Genomic DNA, 14,808 nt, shown 5'->3' with positions numbered 1-14,808 from the left:
TTTCTGGTTTCTGGTTGATGTGGGTCGAAAGTCGAAAGTTGTAATGTCGAAGGATGGTTGTTGGTTGAAGGGAGACGCGAGAATGAAGACGGGTGAAAGTTCAGAGTTAAAACCTACGAGTAAATGAGTTAAAGAGGGAAAGAGTAAAAAGTAAAGTGCGGTATATACAACGCTTGGGTAGTTTATACCAAAAAACAGGTAAAGTATACACTTCTTCATAAGCGGGTAATCGTTTTAAGTAACTTTAGATAAACACACTAAGGCCCATGCATGGGGCATATAGCTAAGTTTTGTAATTCATGGGGCAATGAAAAAAGCTATAGGTATTAAAATCTCTAGAATCGTTCTGATTGTTGGTGCTTTTGTCTTTGGGTTTTGTGTTATTACCTGCTCAAAGGAGGATGCCATACGTACACCGCCACCCGAGAATAGTGTACCAACCCCTTCGGAGGATACCACAACAGTTGAACCACCAGAGGTTATATTGCAGGCCCCACATGCCATCGAAACAAAAATGATCGATGGTGCCGCAAAGTTCTGGAACAAGGATAAAAACGAGGAATTTGTAATGCGCGGGGTAAACTACACTTGGATAGTGGCCCATAACGGTATTTTTCAAGATCGCTTTTTTGCCCCTGGGAATTTTGACCGCACTCGGGTAAGGGCAGATTTTGAATTGCTGGTTGCCAAAGGCTACAATACCATTCGTATTTTTATGGACACTTGTAATGATGGGCCTGATTGTATTGGCAATGCATCGGCTCCGGGGCTAAATTCGGCCTACATCGCGAATATGGCAGAGACCCTCCAAATTGCGCAAGATGAGGGTATATTTCTAATATTGACTTCCAATGATCTGCCCGATACCGGCAACTATTGGGATATTTCGAATGCCGGGGCCAATGATCAGTTTGAGGGCTACCGAAACGCGCACTATTTAACCCCCAAGGGTATAGAGTCCGCACAGAAATATTGGGGTGATCTGCTTAAAGCCTTATATGATAGGGGCGCCCCATTTGAAAACGTATTGGCATGGTCTATTCTTAACGAACAATGGTATTTTAGGGATAAACCCCCTTTCAGTCTTACCTCACAGATCGTGACTACCGCCAATGGCAAAAACTATGACATGGCCAGTGCTGGGGATAAAAAGTTGATGGCCGTAGAAGGTATAGTCCATTACATCGACAAAGTAAGGGAAATCATTAATATCTATGATTCCAACGCTTTGGTAACCATGGGCTTTTTTAATCCAGACTATCCGAATCCCATAGGTCTTGGCAATTTTAGGTACGTAGAAACAGCAGACTTGTTATACCAGGCCCAATTGGATTTTTTTGACTTTCATGCCTATCCAGGGGATGACCCGCTTTACCCCTTGGTCGAAAATTATGGGATGGTCGGTTATGTATTAAAACCGATTATTTTAGGGGAGTACGGTGCGTTTCTTGATAGGTATCCGAATTTGGACGATGCCGTTAAGACCATGCAATCCTATCAGGCAGAAGCTTGTGCCTATGGGTTCAACGGATGGTTATATTGGGGTATGTACAGAGGCGAAGGGAATGCCAATGATACCAGTTGGGGTTTTATGGATGAAAATCAGGAAATGTTGGATGCCATGGCCCCTGTGAATTATCCGGATCCCTGTGATGAAAATTTTCTTTTACCTGCGAATGTAGCTTTGAACAAACCGGTTACAGCTTCCGCAAACCTACCCGATGAGACGCCTATAATGGCCGTTGATGGTGACATAGTCTCCCAATGGGGGTCTGGTCTAAATGCGACCCAATGGATCGCATTGGATCTAGAGACGGACTATGATATTTATAAAATTACCATGCGGGTAGCCCAATATCCTTCGGGCAGTACCACCCATATCCTAGAGGCAAGTACCGATGGCAGTACATGGGATACGTTGCAGACCTTTACAGGGGAAACCGAAGAGGCCGATGTGCTGGTTTATGAGCCTGCCACGCCCGTACAATACCGATATGTACGCATCACCACCACGGTTAGCCCTTCTTGGGTATCCTGGAAGGAAATCGAGGTGTGGGGAAAATAAACCCATACCTATTCGATACCCAAATCAATAAAAGTCTTACTACGACTAAAATGGCTAGAAAAGCCTGATGAATGTTCGTTGAGCGTTAAGAGTTGCTATTTCAGTAGTCCAATGAAAATGGAAACATAATATAATCCTGTAATAATAAAAACGACCCCGGCCATCATACGCATCACATTTTCGATTTTTGTGATTCTAGTGTAGAACAGACCTATTTTACCTGCTGTAAAGGCCAATAAATAGGTAAAAAGAATGACTGGCAACCCTGTTCCAAAAGCAAATACGAGAGGTAGATAAAGTCCGTCTGCCGAGGCTATGGTCATTGGGATCAACATCCCAAAAAACAAGGCCCCACTATACGGACAAAACGCCAAAGCGAATACAATACCAATCAAAAATGAGCCTAAAAGTCCTTTGTCTTTGAATTTTTCAGATAATTTTTCTTGAAAATCGGATTTGCCTAAAAAATCAAGTTTGATGATATTCAGCATGATCAATCCGATCACTATCAATAATGGTCCTAAAAACTTCTCCCCGTTTTGATTAAAAAAGCGGGCCATATGAAATTTGCTCGCCCCAAAATATAATATAAAGCCAATGGCGGTATAGCTAAACCCCCTTCCCAAAGCGTATAATAACCCACTTAAAAAAACCTTTCGTCTGCTCGAAATATTCTTGGAAATAAAGGCAGTAGCGGTGATATTGGTCGCCAAAGGACAAGGACTTATGGCTGTCATCAGTCCGAGTATGAATGCCGAACTTATCGGGAAATTATAATGCTCTAAAAGCGATTTTAAAAAATCCATTAAAGCGTTTTGAACTCCTTATCAATTTTAGTTTTCAGTTCTTGGCTAAAGGCTTCCCTATCATTGCCGTTCATAAAGGCAAAATCGGTTAAATTGATTTGGGTTTCCTCCCCGTTTTTTATAACATTCAAGAATAGGGAAGTCCCTGCTGCCTCGAATTTTTCAGCAATTTTTTCATTCTCTTTTTCATCTACATTAATCACTTGAAATGTAATTTTATTCTCCTTCAACTCCTTCGCGAAATAGGTTTCCAAGGTGTATTTCGTATTGGCTTCAATGGCATTACATGTCATGCATCTGTGGGTGGAGTGAAAATCCAAGACCTCGATTTTTGAAACGGATCGGTCTAACGAACTGGGATTGTTTTTGTCTTGACCGTAACAGGAGGTGAGCATAAAACTGATTGCGAGTACTGCGAAAAAATTAATTGTTTTCATTTTTTATCGATTTATAATTTATAATATAAGGTTGAATAAATAGCCTGAAAAGATGATACAAAGTGTTACGACACTAAAAAAGATGGCAATAAGCTTAAAGGTCATTACTTTTTTCAAGAGCATAGCTTCTGGTAACGATAGACCTACTACGCCCATCATAAAGGCGATCGCAGTACCTAAGGGAATCCCTTTAGCCACCAATACTTGGGCCACCGGAAGAATGCCTGAGGCGTTGGAATACATGGGTACGGCCAAAATCGTGGCAATAGGCACCGCGAATAAATTATCTTTAGCCATATATTTTTCAAAAAACCCTTCCGGAATATAACCGTGCATGAGTCCGCCTATAGCGATCCCGACCAAAACATAAGGCACCACACCTTTGAGAATTTTTAGTACTTCGTCCCAAATAATGGGTAATCTCTGGCTTAAGGTTTGTTTTTCGGCAATAAAAGCATCTTGTTCCTTTTGTGCGGTCGCCAAAACTTCTTTCACCCATGGTGTTAAATACGTGTCCAACTTTAGCTTTTGAAGGATTACCCCTGAAATAGTGCCTAATAAAACACCACTGATCACATAGATAACAGTGGTTTTAATGCCGAACAGGCCGATAAAGAGACCTACAGCAACCTCATTGACCAAAGGTGAGGTAATCAAAAATGCAAAGGTTACGCCTAACGGTATGCCTCCTCTTACAAATCCGATGAACAGCGGAACTGACGAACAGGAACAAAAGGGCGTTACCACACCAAAAAGGCTTGCCATCAGATATTCCAACCCGTATAATTTATTTCTTGAAAGATAATTTTTAACCTTGTCTATAGGAAAATAGCTATTGACGATTCCCATAAAAAAGATAACCACAAAAAGTAAAATTAAAATTTTGGTGGTGTCATATATAAAGAAGTTCAGGGCTTCTGCCAAATGCTGTCCTTTATTGAAATTCAAGACATCATAGACCAACCAATCGGCAATATGTTGTACCCAATCAAACATTTTTTATGGCTATGATACGATCAACATTTAGATTTGATTGCTTTATAAGGGAAACTACCTCCCGATTTGGGAAGGAGGATCCTTTTATACGATATGTCATTCAATACAATGCTTTTAGTTCAAAAGAGCCAATACTTCATCTTTTGAGGGGATTCTACCTTTTATGGTAATAACATCATCTATCACCAAGGCTGGTGTTGTCATGACGTTGTATTTCATAATTTCCATGATATCCTCAACTTTTTCGATTGTTGCCTCAATGTTGTTTTCTGAAACCACATCTTTAACAACCCCGGTCATCGATTGACATTTTGGACATCCTGTCCCTAATATTTTAATTACTTTAGACATACTACTATTATTTGTTTATCGCCAATAGACGATTAGTTTATTAAAAAAATATCAATCAAAAAATTGCTGGAATAATGCCTTTGCTATCTTCCAGTTATCTTGATTGATACAGTACTTTATTTTTGGGGGTTTTAGTTCTCCTTGAATAAGGCCCGCGTTTTTCAATTCTTTCAAATGTTGGGAAATGGTAGATTGTGCCAAAGGAAAAACTTCAACCAAATCCCCAGTAAAACAGCAAGATTGATTATCAAGGTGTTTTAAAATAGCGATACGGGTAGGGTGTCCTAAGGCTTTTGCGAATCTTGCCAAAGCTTCGGTATTCTCTTTGTATTCTATTTGCTCCAAACTTCTTTTCATCTGCTTTTGACTACTGTTTCCATAGGTCGGATGGTATTCGCTATCGTTTATTTTAGTTGACATCAACGAACTACTAACAGCTCCGTTCATATTGCTTATCGCAAATCTACGATGGGTATTTAGAATAAAATGTGATTTTTATCATAGTTGCTTTTTTTTTATTGTTGAGGGATTTGAGTCGCAAGTCGAAGGTCGAAAGTTGGAAAGTCGAAGGTTGGTTGTTGGTTGAGGGTTGAGGGTTGATGGTTGATGGTTGAGGGTTGATGGTTGAGGGTTGATGGTTGATGGGTGAGGGGAGACGGGGGACGGTAGTTGGTTTCTGGTTTCTGGTTTCAGGTTAGTTTGAGTCGAAAGTCGAAAGGCGAAAGTTGGTTGTTGGTTGTTGGTTGAGGGTTGATGGTTGGTTGTTGGTTGTTGGTTGTTGGTTGTTGGTTGAGGGTTGATGGTTGATAGGTGAGGGGAGACGCGAGAATGAAGACGGGTGATAGTTCAGAGTTAAAAGTTGGGAGTTAAATAGGGAATGAGTTAAAAAGGTAAAAAGTAAATCGTATGTCAAAAGTTGGTAAGTTGACGGAAGACGGATGATTTTATCCAATTCCCAAAGGGTCAGTTCGAGTGATTTTCAAGGAAAATCGTATCGAGAACCGGAAGATAGTGGGCAGTGATCGGTGGTCAGAAGGCAGTTGGCGGATGTGGGTAGAAAATCGTAAATCGTAAATTGTAAGTCGAAAGTCGAAAGTCGAAAGTTGACGGAAGACAGGCGACGGATGGTCAGTAATTTGTTACGTGTCGATTTGTTATTCGGTTATTCTTTTTTTTAAATCCATTCTCTCGTGTAAAAATCTAGTGATTTCAACATAGTTTTCATCTAAAGTTCGATAGAAAATGATGTGTCGATTCATTTTCATTCCGAAAAGACCGGGAGTAATTCCGTCATAGTTTTTACCTAAAAGTGGATTGTCAGCAATTTCTTGACAGCTTGAAATCAGCATCTCATAGTATTTGTCGGCTTGATTTTCAGACCAAACCTCGAAAGTATAATCCCAAATTTTCGATAAATCCTCAACAGCTTTATTCGTCAATCTAAATTCAGCCATTTGGGCGTTTTTTAGCTTTTAGGGATTCAAGATGTTTTTTAGGGTCAAAATCTTGCGCAATTCCGCTATCAATTCCGTCCTGAATTGCGTTTTTTAATGCAGTTACTTTGCTTTCCTCTTCTTCTAAAAGCCTTAATCCTGCGCGTATAACTTCACTAACATTTTTAAATCGACCTTCTTTTATTCTACTTTGAACAAATTGGTCAAAATAATTTCCTAATGATATTGAGGTGTTTTTGTTCATTTTGATGCTATTTGACTCAAATATACCAAAAATTGGTATAATTTCAAAACGCTTAAAGCGTCACATCTAGTTACCCTCTTATTCCTTGGGATATTGTTCCAGGAGTTCAATAAACAGGCCTAGGTCGTTTTGGGTATCCATATAACTATATTCGCCCCCGTCCCAGCCTCCTTTCTGGGCTTCTTCGTATCCTTTTTCCTTAAAAAGGTCTACATAGGTTTCCCCCAATCCCTGTACATGAAAGGCGGCATGGTGTACCACTGGCCCGTTTTTCGCGAGTATTTCCTTCCAATGGCTAAGGGCATCGCCATAGGGTTCTATAAGTTCCACCTGTATATTTTCCAAGGTGATAAACGCCAATTTGGCCTTGGCATCGGAAAGTTCGCCCCTAAAATGGGTGGGATTGTCCGCATGGCCCACAGCATCGCTGATTTTAGGCCTGTTTTCGAGTCCGAGTACGTTGATCCATGCATCCAAGGCATGTTCAATATCGGGCACTACGATGCCAATATGTGCCATTTTGGTATTCGGTAAAATATCCGGAGTAGGGGTGGTTGCCTTGTCCGCGATAAAGGCCATAAGCCCCAAACTGGCTAAAACCAGGAGTATGTTCGTTTTCTTCATTTGTTTTTTCTTATTGGGACGTTAGGTCCAATTCGGTCAATAATTATTTTCAATAGGGTTACCAATGTGTATTGGCTAAATTCGGTACGATATGCTTCTCATAGATTCGTTTGATCTTCTCCATGATCTCCGGTGCAAATTCAGGCACATCGGAGCCATGTATATTCGCCAACATCTGATCGGGTCGGGAGGCCCCGGGTATGACACAACTCACTTGGGGGAACATTAAAATCCATTTCAAGGCCAAGGTAGAGAGGTTCGCCTGTACATGAAAAAGCGATTTCAATTCTTCAACGGCCTCCAAACCTATCCGATAATCTATTCCTCCGAAGGCTTCGTTATTGCTAAATGCCTTATTTTCCTTAATGGGCGCACGGTGGTCGTCCTTACCAAAGGCGGTCGCTGCCGTGAACTTGCCTGTGAGGAGTCCACTTGCCAAGGGCACCCGTGCCAAAATGCCGACATTCTTTTTTTGGGCTTCCCCAAAAAAACGTTCCGAGGGCAACTGTCGTAGCATATTGAATATGATTTGTACTGTTGTCACATTATCGTATTCCATCGCCCGCAAGGCCTGGTCCACGGTTTTGACGCTTACCCCAAGGTTCAAGATCTTGCCTTCTTTCTTCAGATCATCAAAGAGGCCAAAGATCTCTGGGCGTTCATAGGTTTCGGTAGGTGGGCAATGCAATTGGATGAGGTCCAGGGTCTCCAAGCCCATATTCTTTAGGCTGTCCTCCACAAACTTTCGTAATACCTTGGGGGTATAGCCTTTGTCGGTATGGGGGGAAATACGTCGGCCGCATTTTGTGGCCACATAAATACGTTCGCTACGGGACCGTACGAAGCGCCCCACGGCTTTTTCACTTTCCCCATCGCTATACACATCGGCCGTATCGATAAAATTCACCCCATGATCCACGGCCGTATTCAAAATGGCATCGGCATTGGCATGACTGAATGGACTGCCCCATTTACCGCCTACTTGCCATGTTCCTGCGCCGATTTCGGCAATCTTAAATCCGGTTTTTCCGAGGGTGCGTTTTTTCATTTTACAAGGGGTTTAAATTCATGAATAAAGTAAATTGTATACGGCAAAAGCATGCCTTTTTTTCTATACGAACCAGCAAGGTAAAAGTAAAAATAGTGATATCAACTGATGATTGTCATAGAATGGTTTTAGTTGAAAGTCGAAAGTCGAAAGTCGAAAGTTGGAAAGTCGAAGGTTGGTTATTGGTTGAGGGTTTATGGTTGATAGTTGAAGGTTTGGTTTGAGGTTTCAAGTTTCAGGTTTCAAGTTGGTTTGGGTCGAAAGTAAAAAGTTGGAAAGTTGGAAGGTGGGAAATTGATGCTTGGCAGTATCCACATTCCAAAGGGTCAGTTCGAGTGATTTTCAAGGAAAATCGTATCGAGAACCAGAAGTTAGTGATCAGAGGTCAGTAGTCAGTAGTGAGAATTGAGATGATAGTATAAAATCAAAAATCAAAAATCAAAAATCAAAAATCTACAATCTAAAATCGTAAGTTGGTTGTTGGTTTGAGGTTTCAAGTTTCAGGTTTCAGGTTGGTATGGGTCGAAAGTCAAAAGTTGGAAAATCGAAGTTTAGTAGTATCCACATTTAAAAAGGTCAGTTCGAGTGATTTTCAAGGAAAATCGTATCGAGAACTGGAAGTAGTGGTCAGAGGTCAGTAGTCAGTAGTGGGAATTGAGATGATAGTATAAAATCAAAAATCAAAAATCAAAAATCTACAATCTAAAATCGTAAGTTGGTTGTTGGTTGTTGGTTTGAGGTTTCAAGTTTCAGGTTTCAGGTTGGTTTGGGTCGAAAGTCAAAAGTTGGAAAGTGGGAAATTGAAGCTTGGCAGTATCCACATTCCAAAGGGTCAGTTCGAGTGATTTTCATGGAAAATCGTATCGAGAACCGGAAGATAGTGGGCAGTGATCGGTGGTCAGTAGTGAGAATTGAGATGTAAGGTGAAAATTCTAAAATCGATTGTAGAAAGCCAGCAGAATATGACCAATGTCATTTGTGCTAATTAAAATCAACCTTACTTTTAACGTTGGATGTTATACCAGTTAATTTAAAAGGGATCGATTATGAAAGGTGCAATTTTTTTCTCATCCAAGTATGGCAGTACGGCCCAATATGCCGACTGGATCGCTGAAGCGACCGGATTGCCCGTATATGATATAAAAAAGGGTAATGCCGATCCAACGAAATACGATTTTTTGATCTTAGGTAGCCCAATAATCTATTATAAGCTTACAATCCATAAGTGGGTGAAAAAGAATTTGAATAAGCTTGGGAATAAACCGATCATCTTTTATTCGGTTTCCGGTGCCCCGGCCGGGGAGAAACTTAACGGGTGGATTGCCGACAGCCTCCCTAAAGAATTCATTTCAAGAATGTATCACGTGGTGCTGCGTGGAAGGCAGATTCCGGCTGAACTTAGCTGGTATGACCGCATATTGTTGAAAATAGGTGCCATGGCAAACAAGGATCCCCAGGCTAGAAAAGAGGAACTTGAAGGATTTGACTATATGGACAGATCTGGTATTGAACCTATCGTAGAATTGGTATGGAAATTCCAATTAAGTGAGGTGCTCACTTAGGGGATATTTGTGGGTCGAAAGACGAAAGTCTAAAGTCTAAAGTTGGAAAGTCTAAAGTCGAACCTAACCAAATCCTACCCGAATTAAGACAATCAGGACACCGATGAGATAAATCGATGTGAATATTAATTTGTTATGCCGGGCCAGCCAATTCGGTAAAAAAATATCAAAATTGTCCTTTTTGGAGTTGGAGTATCTTCTGGCTACGATGGTCAAAGGGCAGAACATATTACAAAGCAACAAGACGATTCCTTCTACAATTACCAAACCTATCGCAATCCATGTTAACGTAGATACGCGGTCTGTAATTCCTGAATATAGGATGTAAAAGATGATACTTACGAAGAACAACCAAATCAACGTATGAACCAGTTTTATGGCAAACAACTTTTCCGAATTATCCATTTCTATCTTTTAAAATCGAGGTTCATTACCTACACAACTCCTTTGGTTCGATTCAGGGGTCATAGCACGGATCAATTTACCGAGGTATTTTTCCCCTGTCGTTTTATATATTTTAGTAGCGCGATGACTGAGACCAAGACCCAAACCCCTTCCAACAGCACAAAAGGCATATAATCCATTAATACGGATGCATAACACGCTAAACCAGCTCCGATTAAATTGAACAGAATAAAGCGCAGATCGTTCCTTTCCAGTTTTCCAAAAATATTGAGGATATAGGCTAATAAAATTAAAAAAACTCCGATAAAACCTATCCAATCTACCCTGTTCATTTTTTATTATTTAACGGATTCCAAAATTGGAAACAAATATGCTTTGAATACGATATTCGCCCAAAAAGGGTGGAATAAAGATACTTGTATTTTGCGCAATCAACGAAAGAAAAGGGTATTGTATCATATACAGTAGCTAAGATATTTAACCGGAAAAACCAGCAACTCCGTAGACATGATTCAAAGCTTAAACTACCTTATGTTTTATCCCTTACTTATGGTATATCGTTCTGCCATTTATAGGTTGTTCATTGCGATAATTGTTCAACGGCATATTCTTTCGTAGGGCGAGCACTTCATCCAAAGAGATAACAATAGGGTCTTTAAATACAATCCAATTTACATTTTCGGTACAGGGCGGGGTGGTCAAGGAACCGGAATAGAAATAATACCCCCTATTTTCAAGGGACAATCCCGTGATATCAAGTTGTTGGTGTATTTCTTTGGTTTCCCCATTGGCAAGGGGCAGAAAACTTTTGAAAAATTCAAATAATTGACTTTCTTCCCCTTCAATGCCCATGACACTGAATACCGTTAATCCATTGTTCTTGGACATATGTACCAAGTGGACCTCAATAGGGTAGGTTACACCGTTGATCTTATGCTCGGAAGGCTCATGGAAGTGAATCTGTTTTAAGTAGTATACTTCGTTATTGAATTGTATGGAATCGCCCGTTTCAAAATCGAATTGAATGGAGTGGCCATTGTTCTCCACTTTACTCAATAATGTTTTTGGGGAATAATAGAGTTGAAGACTATCCTTGATCTCTATGGGAACCGTGGTATTGTCAATGATATTTATGGGGGATTGGGCCGTACCTCCACAATCGGAATTTTTTTCAATTTCCATCCAATGCTCAGGGGAGGTCTCCCCATGGTAGCTCCAATGCTTTTGCACTGCATGTTCATCCAAATGATCGGATTTTTTATTGTTCTTACAGGAACCCAACACCATTATGACTGTGAAAAGGAATAGTATGATTTTTTTATCCATGCTGATTTAATTTATATCCAACGATTTACCAGAGCACAAATCCAAGGTCAAGATCAGATCATTTTAAAGTCCAACAGCAATTCCCCTTCGATACTGGCTTGTATATGGTCGTACTTGAATATTTGTCCCGTACCTGTCGCGGGCGTTCCCGTAAAGATCAGGTCTCCCGATTGCAAGGTCATGAATTGTGAGATGAAAGCGATAATTTCCTGAAAATTGTAGATCATAAGGCCCGTATTCCCTTCTTGTAATCGTTTTCCGTTGATTTTTAAATCAAAATCGATGTTGTTCAAATCCTTAAAATCGGAAACAGGTTTGAAAGGGGATATGGGTGCGGCCCCATCAAAACCTTTTCCAAGGTCCCAAGGTCCCTTAACTTCCCTAGAGGCATCAAAAATATCCTTAGCTGTAAAATCTATGCCGATCCCTATTTCGGCGATATGGGCAATAGCGTCTTGGGTCGAAATATTTTTCCCCGCTTTACCTATTTTAAGGACCAATTCGGCCTCATATCTAAGATCTTTTGTAAACGAAGGATAAGGAACATTCTTGTTATTAGTAACCAAACTCGATTCGGGTTTCGAGAATATGATTTGTTGGCCGGTTTTGTTCGCGCTTTTTTCTACTTTATTGTTTACGTAGTTTTTACCAATGGCAAGTATTTTCATAAAATAATTTTTTAGGTTACGCTATAAATGTGTACTAAGAATATCACACCGAAAGGTAGCAGATCGGCAAGAAACTATAACTGACAATTATCATGGATTTTTTTTGCTGATAGGTGATGTTTGTTAGTTGTTGGTTGAAGGTTGACGGAAGACGCGAGTCAGGAAATAGGTTAAGGATGGTCAGATGTCAAATGTCAGATGTCAGCAGTGGGAATTGAGGTGTTAATTTAGTGGTCAAAAATCTCAAATCGTAAATCGATGGTTGGTTGTTGTTTGCTTTGACCCGCAAGCTATTTACTATTGCCCAATGATTTCATCAAGATCGGTTTGTAACTCTTCATAGGTGGTATAACTTCCAAACTTGAATTTTCGATGCGGCCCTTTTACGATCAAGGTGGCGGGAAGGGCCCCATACCAGGAGGTATCGATCTTATCGGTCCATGCGGTATAGTTTTGATCATTAAGCACTACCACTTCCGGTAGAATACCATGTTTCTGTACAAAGGGATAGATATGACTGTTTAATCGTTTGGGATCCTCCAGACTGATGAGGAGTATTTTCACCTTTTTGTCTTTATACTCCGTCGCCAGTTGGTTGAAATGGGGCAGCTCCTTGATACATGGCGGACAGGCGGTTGACCAAAAGTTGAGTACGGTTACCTCATTATCTTTCCCATTGATGACCTCCTCGATCCCTGAAAATTGATCAATGATCTCAATAGTGGCATTGGGCACCTTATCCTTAAAGTTGCAGGAGCCTAATACGGTTAGAAATACAAAAATGAATAGGGAGATGACATATTTCATACAAATACTATTGTTTAATGAGCTGGATATCACTTTGGGGGTGTTGTGTACTAGTTATAATTCCCTTTCAATTTTGTTTTATCCCCTGGCCCTGCAAGTAAATAATATTTATGGGCCCTAACCTACCAAAATGGTAGGTACCATAGTTATTTTTGATTTTATGGAATTGGAAATCAAACAGGCCGCCTCGGATTTTTGTAAGACCTTTTCCGCTTTTTCCCTATATTTTTCGTCAGTAATGGTGACCGAGGGTTCCAGCAAAATTTCGCTCATAACGAATTTTCCTTCTACGCGTTCCAATTTTCCTTTTGATTTACAACTGAAATTTGAAAATTCCAATTTCGAATTTTCGGCAATGGCCAGAAAAGTGGTCATTAAGCAGGTGCTTACCGAAGCGGTAAACAAATGTTCAGGCGACCATATCCCGGGCATACCTTTAGGAAATTCTGGGGGGGTAGCCACTTCGATACAGGTGTTTGCATCCCTGATCAATTCTGGGGAACACATAACCCCTTTGCGGTCCTTGTTCCAATTTACTTCTACATTATAAAAGTGCGGTTCCATATGGTTTATTTTTAATGAAGTGTCTAAAAACACCCTATTCTTATCATTGGTAATTAGACCTGCAAGGTAGGGGTAAAAACGAAACTATTTTGTAACATAAGTCACGTTAAGACCAAGCCAAGGACCATGGTAAAAAGGGCTTGAATTGCTTCTCGAACGATTTTCCTTGAAAGTCACTCATACTGACATTATTATTGGGTGTCGGGCAAGGTTTTGAAAAAATCCCATATCACATCACAGGCAACGATGTCCCGATTGGTCCTTCCGATCCAACGCTTCCCTAAATATTGCTTGCCGCCTGGCCATGTATGTCCACCCCCATTTATCTTGTACAGTACCAAGGCCCCTTGGTTTTCACAATCGTCATATTCGTCCACACTGACGGTAGTACCATCATCAGCCGTATTTGGTAATTCGACCGTATTCTTTTTGGTGGTACAGCCATTCTTTTCTTTCCAAAACCCAACAAATTCATCTGTAGAGACTATATCACCCCTCGTTTTTCGAAACACCTTCACAGGACCACCATCATATGGGACGAGGGGATCATCAGTACCATTCATCACCATCACCGCTACCGGTTTTTGTGGGTCACATTTGGGTAGATAATCTTTGGAGAGTGAGGCGGTTAAAATAGCGCCGCCCCTAAAAAGCTCGGAGGCATCACATAACAAACGGGCAGACATAAAGCCGCCATTCGACATGCCCGTGGTGAAAATACGTGTTGTATCGATTTTATATTTTTGCTTGATTACATTTACGATGGCGATGATAAAACCAACATCGTCTATATTTTCTTCCGATGCCTTGACATCTGCCAATTTTCGGCCATCGTTCCAGTTTTTGTCAATGGCGTTGGGGTAGACGACAATAAATCCGTCCCGATCTGCCAATTCATTAAAGCGGCCAAAAGTGAGGCCGGCCGTACCTTTGGCCGTTCCTCCCCCTCCATGGATATGAAAAAGTAAGGGTACTGGTTTCTGTAATTTATCTGCAGGCGGTATATGAACTATATAATTACGTTTAATACCATCGTGTTGAAGTGTATAGGTCTGGTCGCTAATCGTAGCCCCACGTTTGGAGGCACAGGTATTGAGGTTTAGAACGAGGACTGTGATCGATCCAAAAAAAAGAGTGATAATCGTTTTCATGATAAGGTTTTAATCAAAGGGTATCAAATTTGGTTCCAGAAATACATATTTGGCTATTGATAAAAATAATTAATTTGACGGGAACCCCTCCGCCTGTCGGCACATCCCCTTATTAAGGGGAGGACAAATAAGTATGCTTATGTTTTCTTTTTCACCTCTCCGCCTGTCGGCACCCTACCAACGGTAGGCAGGCTCTACTTTATTAATGGGAGGAGGGGGAGGAGTGTTCTTATTGTTTTTTCACCCCTCCGCCTGTCGGCACCCTACCAAAGGTAGGCAGGCACTACTTTATTAAGGGGA

At 40.8% G+C, this 14,808-nt stretch carries 18 protein-coding genes; 2 read left to right on the top strand and 16 right to left on the bottom strand.

Features of this window, described 5'->3' with window-relative positions; genetic code table 11:
• Positions 1–307: 307 nt before the first annotated feature.
• Positions 308–2,065, top strand: coding sequence for a discoidin domain-containing protein (locus tag HPE63_RS15375; protein ID WP_188315173.1), 1,758 nt, complete (start codon positions 308–310; stop codon positions 2,063–2,065).
• Positions 2,066–2,160: 95 nt separating this feature from the next.
• On the opposite strand, the gene HPE63_RS15370 is transcribed toward HPE63_RS15375, so the two are convergent.
• The 9 genes from HPE63_RS15370 to HPE63_RS15330 all read right to left on the bottom strand — a co-directional run bounded on the left by HPE63_RS15370 (position 2,161) and on the right by HPE63_RS15330 (position 8,025).
• Positions 2,161–2,871, bottom strand: a complete 711-nt coding sequence (locus HPE63_RS15370; protein WP_188315172.1) for an aromatic aminobenezylarsenical efflux permease ArsG family transporter — start codon at positions 2,869–2,871, stop codon at positions 2,161–2,163.
• Positions 2,871–3,308: a nitrophenyl compound nitroreductase subunit ArsF family protein gene (locus tag HPE63_RS15365; protein ID WP_188315171.1), complete on the bottom strand. Its 438-nt coding sequence runs from the start codon at positions 3,306–3,308 to the stop codon at positions 2,871–2,873. The genes HPE63_RS15370 and HPE63_RS15365 overlap by 1 nt, the downstream gene beginning before the upstream one ends.
• An 18-nt stretch (positions 3,309–3,326) precedes the next feature.
• Positions 3,327–4,304: a permease gene (locus tag HPE63_RS15360; protein WP_188315170.1), complete on the bottom strand. Its 978-nt coding sequence runs from the start codon at positions 4,302–4,304 to the stop codon at positions 3,327–3,329.
• Between the two features lie 114 nt (positions 4,305–4,418).
• Entirely contained in the window at positions 4,419–4,655 is a 237-nt protein-coding gene (locus HPE63_RS15355) for a thioredoxin family protein (RefSeq protein WP_188315169.1), read from the bottom strand.
• Between the two features lie 51 nt (positions 4,656–4,706).
• Positions 4,707–5,012: an ArsR/SmtB family transcription factor gene (locus HPE63_RS15350; protein ID WP_188315290.1), complete on the bottom strand. Its 306-nt coding sequence runs from the start codon at positions 5,010–5,012 to the stop codon at positions 4,707–4,709.
• A 797-nt stretch (positions 5,013–5,809) separates the two neighbouring features.
• A complete protein-coding gene (locus HPE63_RS15345; RefSeq protein WP_188315168.1) occupies positions 5,810–6,109 on the bottom strand; it encodes a type II toxin-antitoxin system RelE/ParE family toxin in 300 nt (99 codons plus the stop codon).
• Positions 6,102–6,353, bottom strand: coding sequence for a type II toxin-antitoxin system ParD family antitoxin (locus tag HPE63_RS15340; RefSeq protein ID WP_188315167.1), 252 nt, complete (start codon positions 6,351–6,353; stop codon positions 6,102–6,104). The genes HPE63_RS15345 and HPE63_RS15340 overlap by 8 nt, the downstream gene beginning before the upstream one ends.
• Positions 6,354–6,431: 78 nt before the next feature.
• Positions 6,432–6,977: a VOC family protein gene (locus HPE63_RS15335; protein WP_188315166.1), complete on the bottom strand. Its 546-nt coding sequence runs from the start codon at positions 6,975–6,977 to the stop codon at positions 6,432–6,434.
• Positions 6,978–7,035: 58 nt separating this feature from the next.
• The gene (locus HPE63_RS15330; RefSeq protein ID WP_188315165.1) at positions 7,036–8,025 is read right to left on the bottom strand and encodes an aldo/keto reductase; all 990 of its coding nucleotides are present in this window, start codon (positions 8,023–8,025) and stop codon (positions 7,036–7,038) included.
• A gap of 1,046 nt (positions 8,026–9,071) precedes the next feature.
• Between HPE63_RS15330 and HPE63_RS15325 the strand changes: the two genes are divergently transcribed.
• Positions 9,072–9,587, top strand: coding sequence for a flavodoxin domain-containing protein (locus tag HPE63_RS15325; protein WP_188315164.1), 516 nt, complete (start codon positions 9,072–9,074; stop codon positions 9,585–9,587).
• Between the two features lie 63 nt (positions 9,588–9,650).
• Here HPE63_RS15325 and HPE63_RS15320 read toward each other — a convergent pair whose 3' ends face one another.
• From HPE63_RS15320 to HPE63_RS15290, 7 genes are all read right to left on the bottom strand, one after another.
• Complete coding sequence (locus tag HPE63_RS15320; RefSeq protein WP_188315163.1) at positions 9,651–9,992, bottom strand: hypothetical protein; 342 nt, start codon at positions 9,990–9,992, stop codon at positions 9,651–9,653.
• Between the two features lie 71 nt (positions 9,993–10,063).
• Entirely contained in the window at positions 10,064–10,324 is a 261-nt protein-coding gene (locus HPE63_RS15315; protein WP_188315162.1) for a CBU_0592 family membrane protein, read from the bottom strand.
• Positions 10,325–10,535: 211 nt separating this feature from the next.
• Complete coding sequence (locus HPE63_RS15310) at positions 10,536–11,318, bottom strand: carbonic anhydrase (protein WP_188315161.1); 783 nt, start codon at positions 11,316–11,318, stop codon at positions 10,536–10,538.
• Positions 11,319–11,371: 53 nt separating this feature from the next.
• The gene (locus tag HPE63_RS15305) at positions 11,372–11,986 is read right to left on the bottom strand and encodes a fumarylacetoacetate hydrolase family protein (RefSeq protein ID WP_188315160.1); all 615 of its coding nucleotides are present in this window, start codon (positions 11,984–11,986) and stop codon (positions 11,372–11,374) included.
• 297 nt (positions 11,987–12,283) lie between these two features.
• Entirely contained in the window at positions 12,284–12,793 is a 510-nt protein-coding gene (locus tag HPE63_RS15300; protein WP_188315159.1) for a redoxin domain-containing protein, read from the bottom strand.
• A gap of 117 nt (positions 12,794–12,910) precedes the next feature.
• Complete coding sequence (locus HPE63_RS15295) at positions 12,911–13,357, bottom strand: OsmC family protein (protein ID WP_188315158.1); 447 nt, start codon at positions 13,355–13,357, stop codon at positions 12,911–12,913.
• 191 nt (positions 13,358–13,548) lie between these two features.
• A complete protein-coding gene (locus tag HPE63_RS15290; RefSeq protein ID WP_188315157.1) occupies positions 13,549–14,508 on the bottom strand; it encodes an extracellular catalytic domain type 1 short-chain-length polyhydroxyalkanoate depolymerase in 960 nt (319 codons plus the stop codon).
• Positions 14,509–14,808 lie beyond the last annotated feature (300 nt).

Source organism: Maribacter arenosus, from assembly GCF_014610845.1.
Classification (GTDB): Bacteria; Bacteroidota; Bacteroidia; order Flavobacteriales; family Flavobacteriaceae; genus Maribacter_A; species Maribacter_A arenosus.
The sequence above is the reverse complement of the archived record's forward strand: the minus strand, read 5'-3'. Positions and strand labels throughout refer to the sequence as shown.

What these genes read in the sequence shown, in the direction of transcription:
- HPE63_RS15375 (WP_188315173.1), top strand. Translation starts at nt 308, where the DNA reads ATGAAAAAAGCTATAGGTATTAAAATCTCTAGAATCGTTCTGATTGTT.
- HPE63_RS15370 (WP_188315172.1), bottom strand. Translation starts at nt 2,871, where the DNA reads ATGGATTTTTTAAAATCGCTTTTAGAGCATTATAATTTCCCGATAAGT.
- HPE63_RS15365 (WP_188315171.1), bottom strand. Translation starts at nt 3,308, where the DNA reads ATGAAAACAATTAATTTTTTCGCAGTACTCGCAATCAGTTTTATGCTC.
- HPE63_RS15360 (WP_188315170.1), bottom strand. Translation starts at nt 4,304, where the DNA reads ATGTTTGATTGGGTACAACATATTGCCGATTGGTTGGTCTATGATGTC.
- HPE63_RS15355 (WP_188315169.1), bottom strand. Translation starts at nt 4,655, where the DNA reads ATGTCTAAAGTAATTAAAATATTAGGGACAGGATGTCCAAAATGTCAA.
- HPE63_RS15350 (WP_188315290.1), bottom strand. Translation starts at nt 5,012, where the DNA reads ATGAAAAGAAGTTTGGAGCAAATAGAATACAAAGAGAATACCGAAGCT.
- HPE63_RS15345 (WP_188315168.1), bottom strand. Translation starts at nt 6,109, where the DNA reads ATGGCTGAATTTAGATTGACGAATAAAGCTGTTGAGGATTTATCGAAA.
- HPE63_RS15340 (WP_188315167.1), bottom strand. Translation starts at nt 6,353, where the DNA reads ATGAACAAAAACACCTCAATATCATTAGGAAATTATTTTGACCAATTT.
- HPE63_RS15335 (WP_188315166.1), bottom strand. Translation starts at nt 6,977, where the DNA reads ATGAAGAAAACGAACATACTCCTGGTTTTAGCCAGTTTGGGGCTTATG.
- HPE63_RS15330 (WP_188315165.1), bottom strand. Translation starts at nt 8,025, where the DNA reads ATGAAAAAACGCACCCTCGGAAAAACCGGATTTAAGATTGCCGAAATC.
- HPE63_RS15325 (WP_188315164.1), top strand. Translation starts at nt 9,072, where the DNA reads ATGAAAGGTGCAATTTTTTTCTCATCCAAGTATGGCAGTACGGCCCAA.
- HPE63_RS15320 (WP_188315163.1), bottom strand. Translation starts at nt 9,992, where the DNA reads ATGGATAATTCGGAAAAGTTGTTTGCCATAAAACTGGTTCATACGTTG.
- HPE63_RS15315 (WP_188315162.1), bottom strand. Translation starts at nt 10,324, where the DNA reads ATGAACAGGGTAGATTGGATAGGTTTTATCGGAGTTTTTTTAATTTTA.
- HPE63_RS15310 (WP_188315161.1), bottom strand. Translation starts at nt 11,318, where the DNA reads ATGGATAAAAAAATCATACTATTCCTTTTCACAGTCATAATGGTGTTG.
- HPE63_RS15305 (WP_188315160.1), bottom strand. Translation starts at nt 11,986, where the DNA reads ATGAAAATACTTGCCATTGGTAAAAACTACGTAAACAATAAAGTAGAA.
- HPE63_RS15300 (WP_188315159.1), bottom strand. Translation starts at nt 12,793, where the DNA reads ATGAAATATGTCATCTCCCTATTCATTTTTGTATTTCTAACCGTATTA.
- HPE63_RS15295 (WP_188315158.1), bottom strand. Translation starts at nt 13,357, where the DNA reads ATGGAACCGCACTTTTATAATGTAGAAGTAAATTGGAACAAGGACCGC.
- HPE63_RS15290 (WP_188315157.1), bottom strand. Translation starts at nt 14,508, where the DNA reads ATGAAAACGATTATCACTCTTTTTTTTGGATCGATCACAGTCCTCGTT.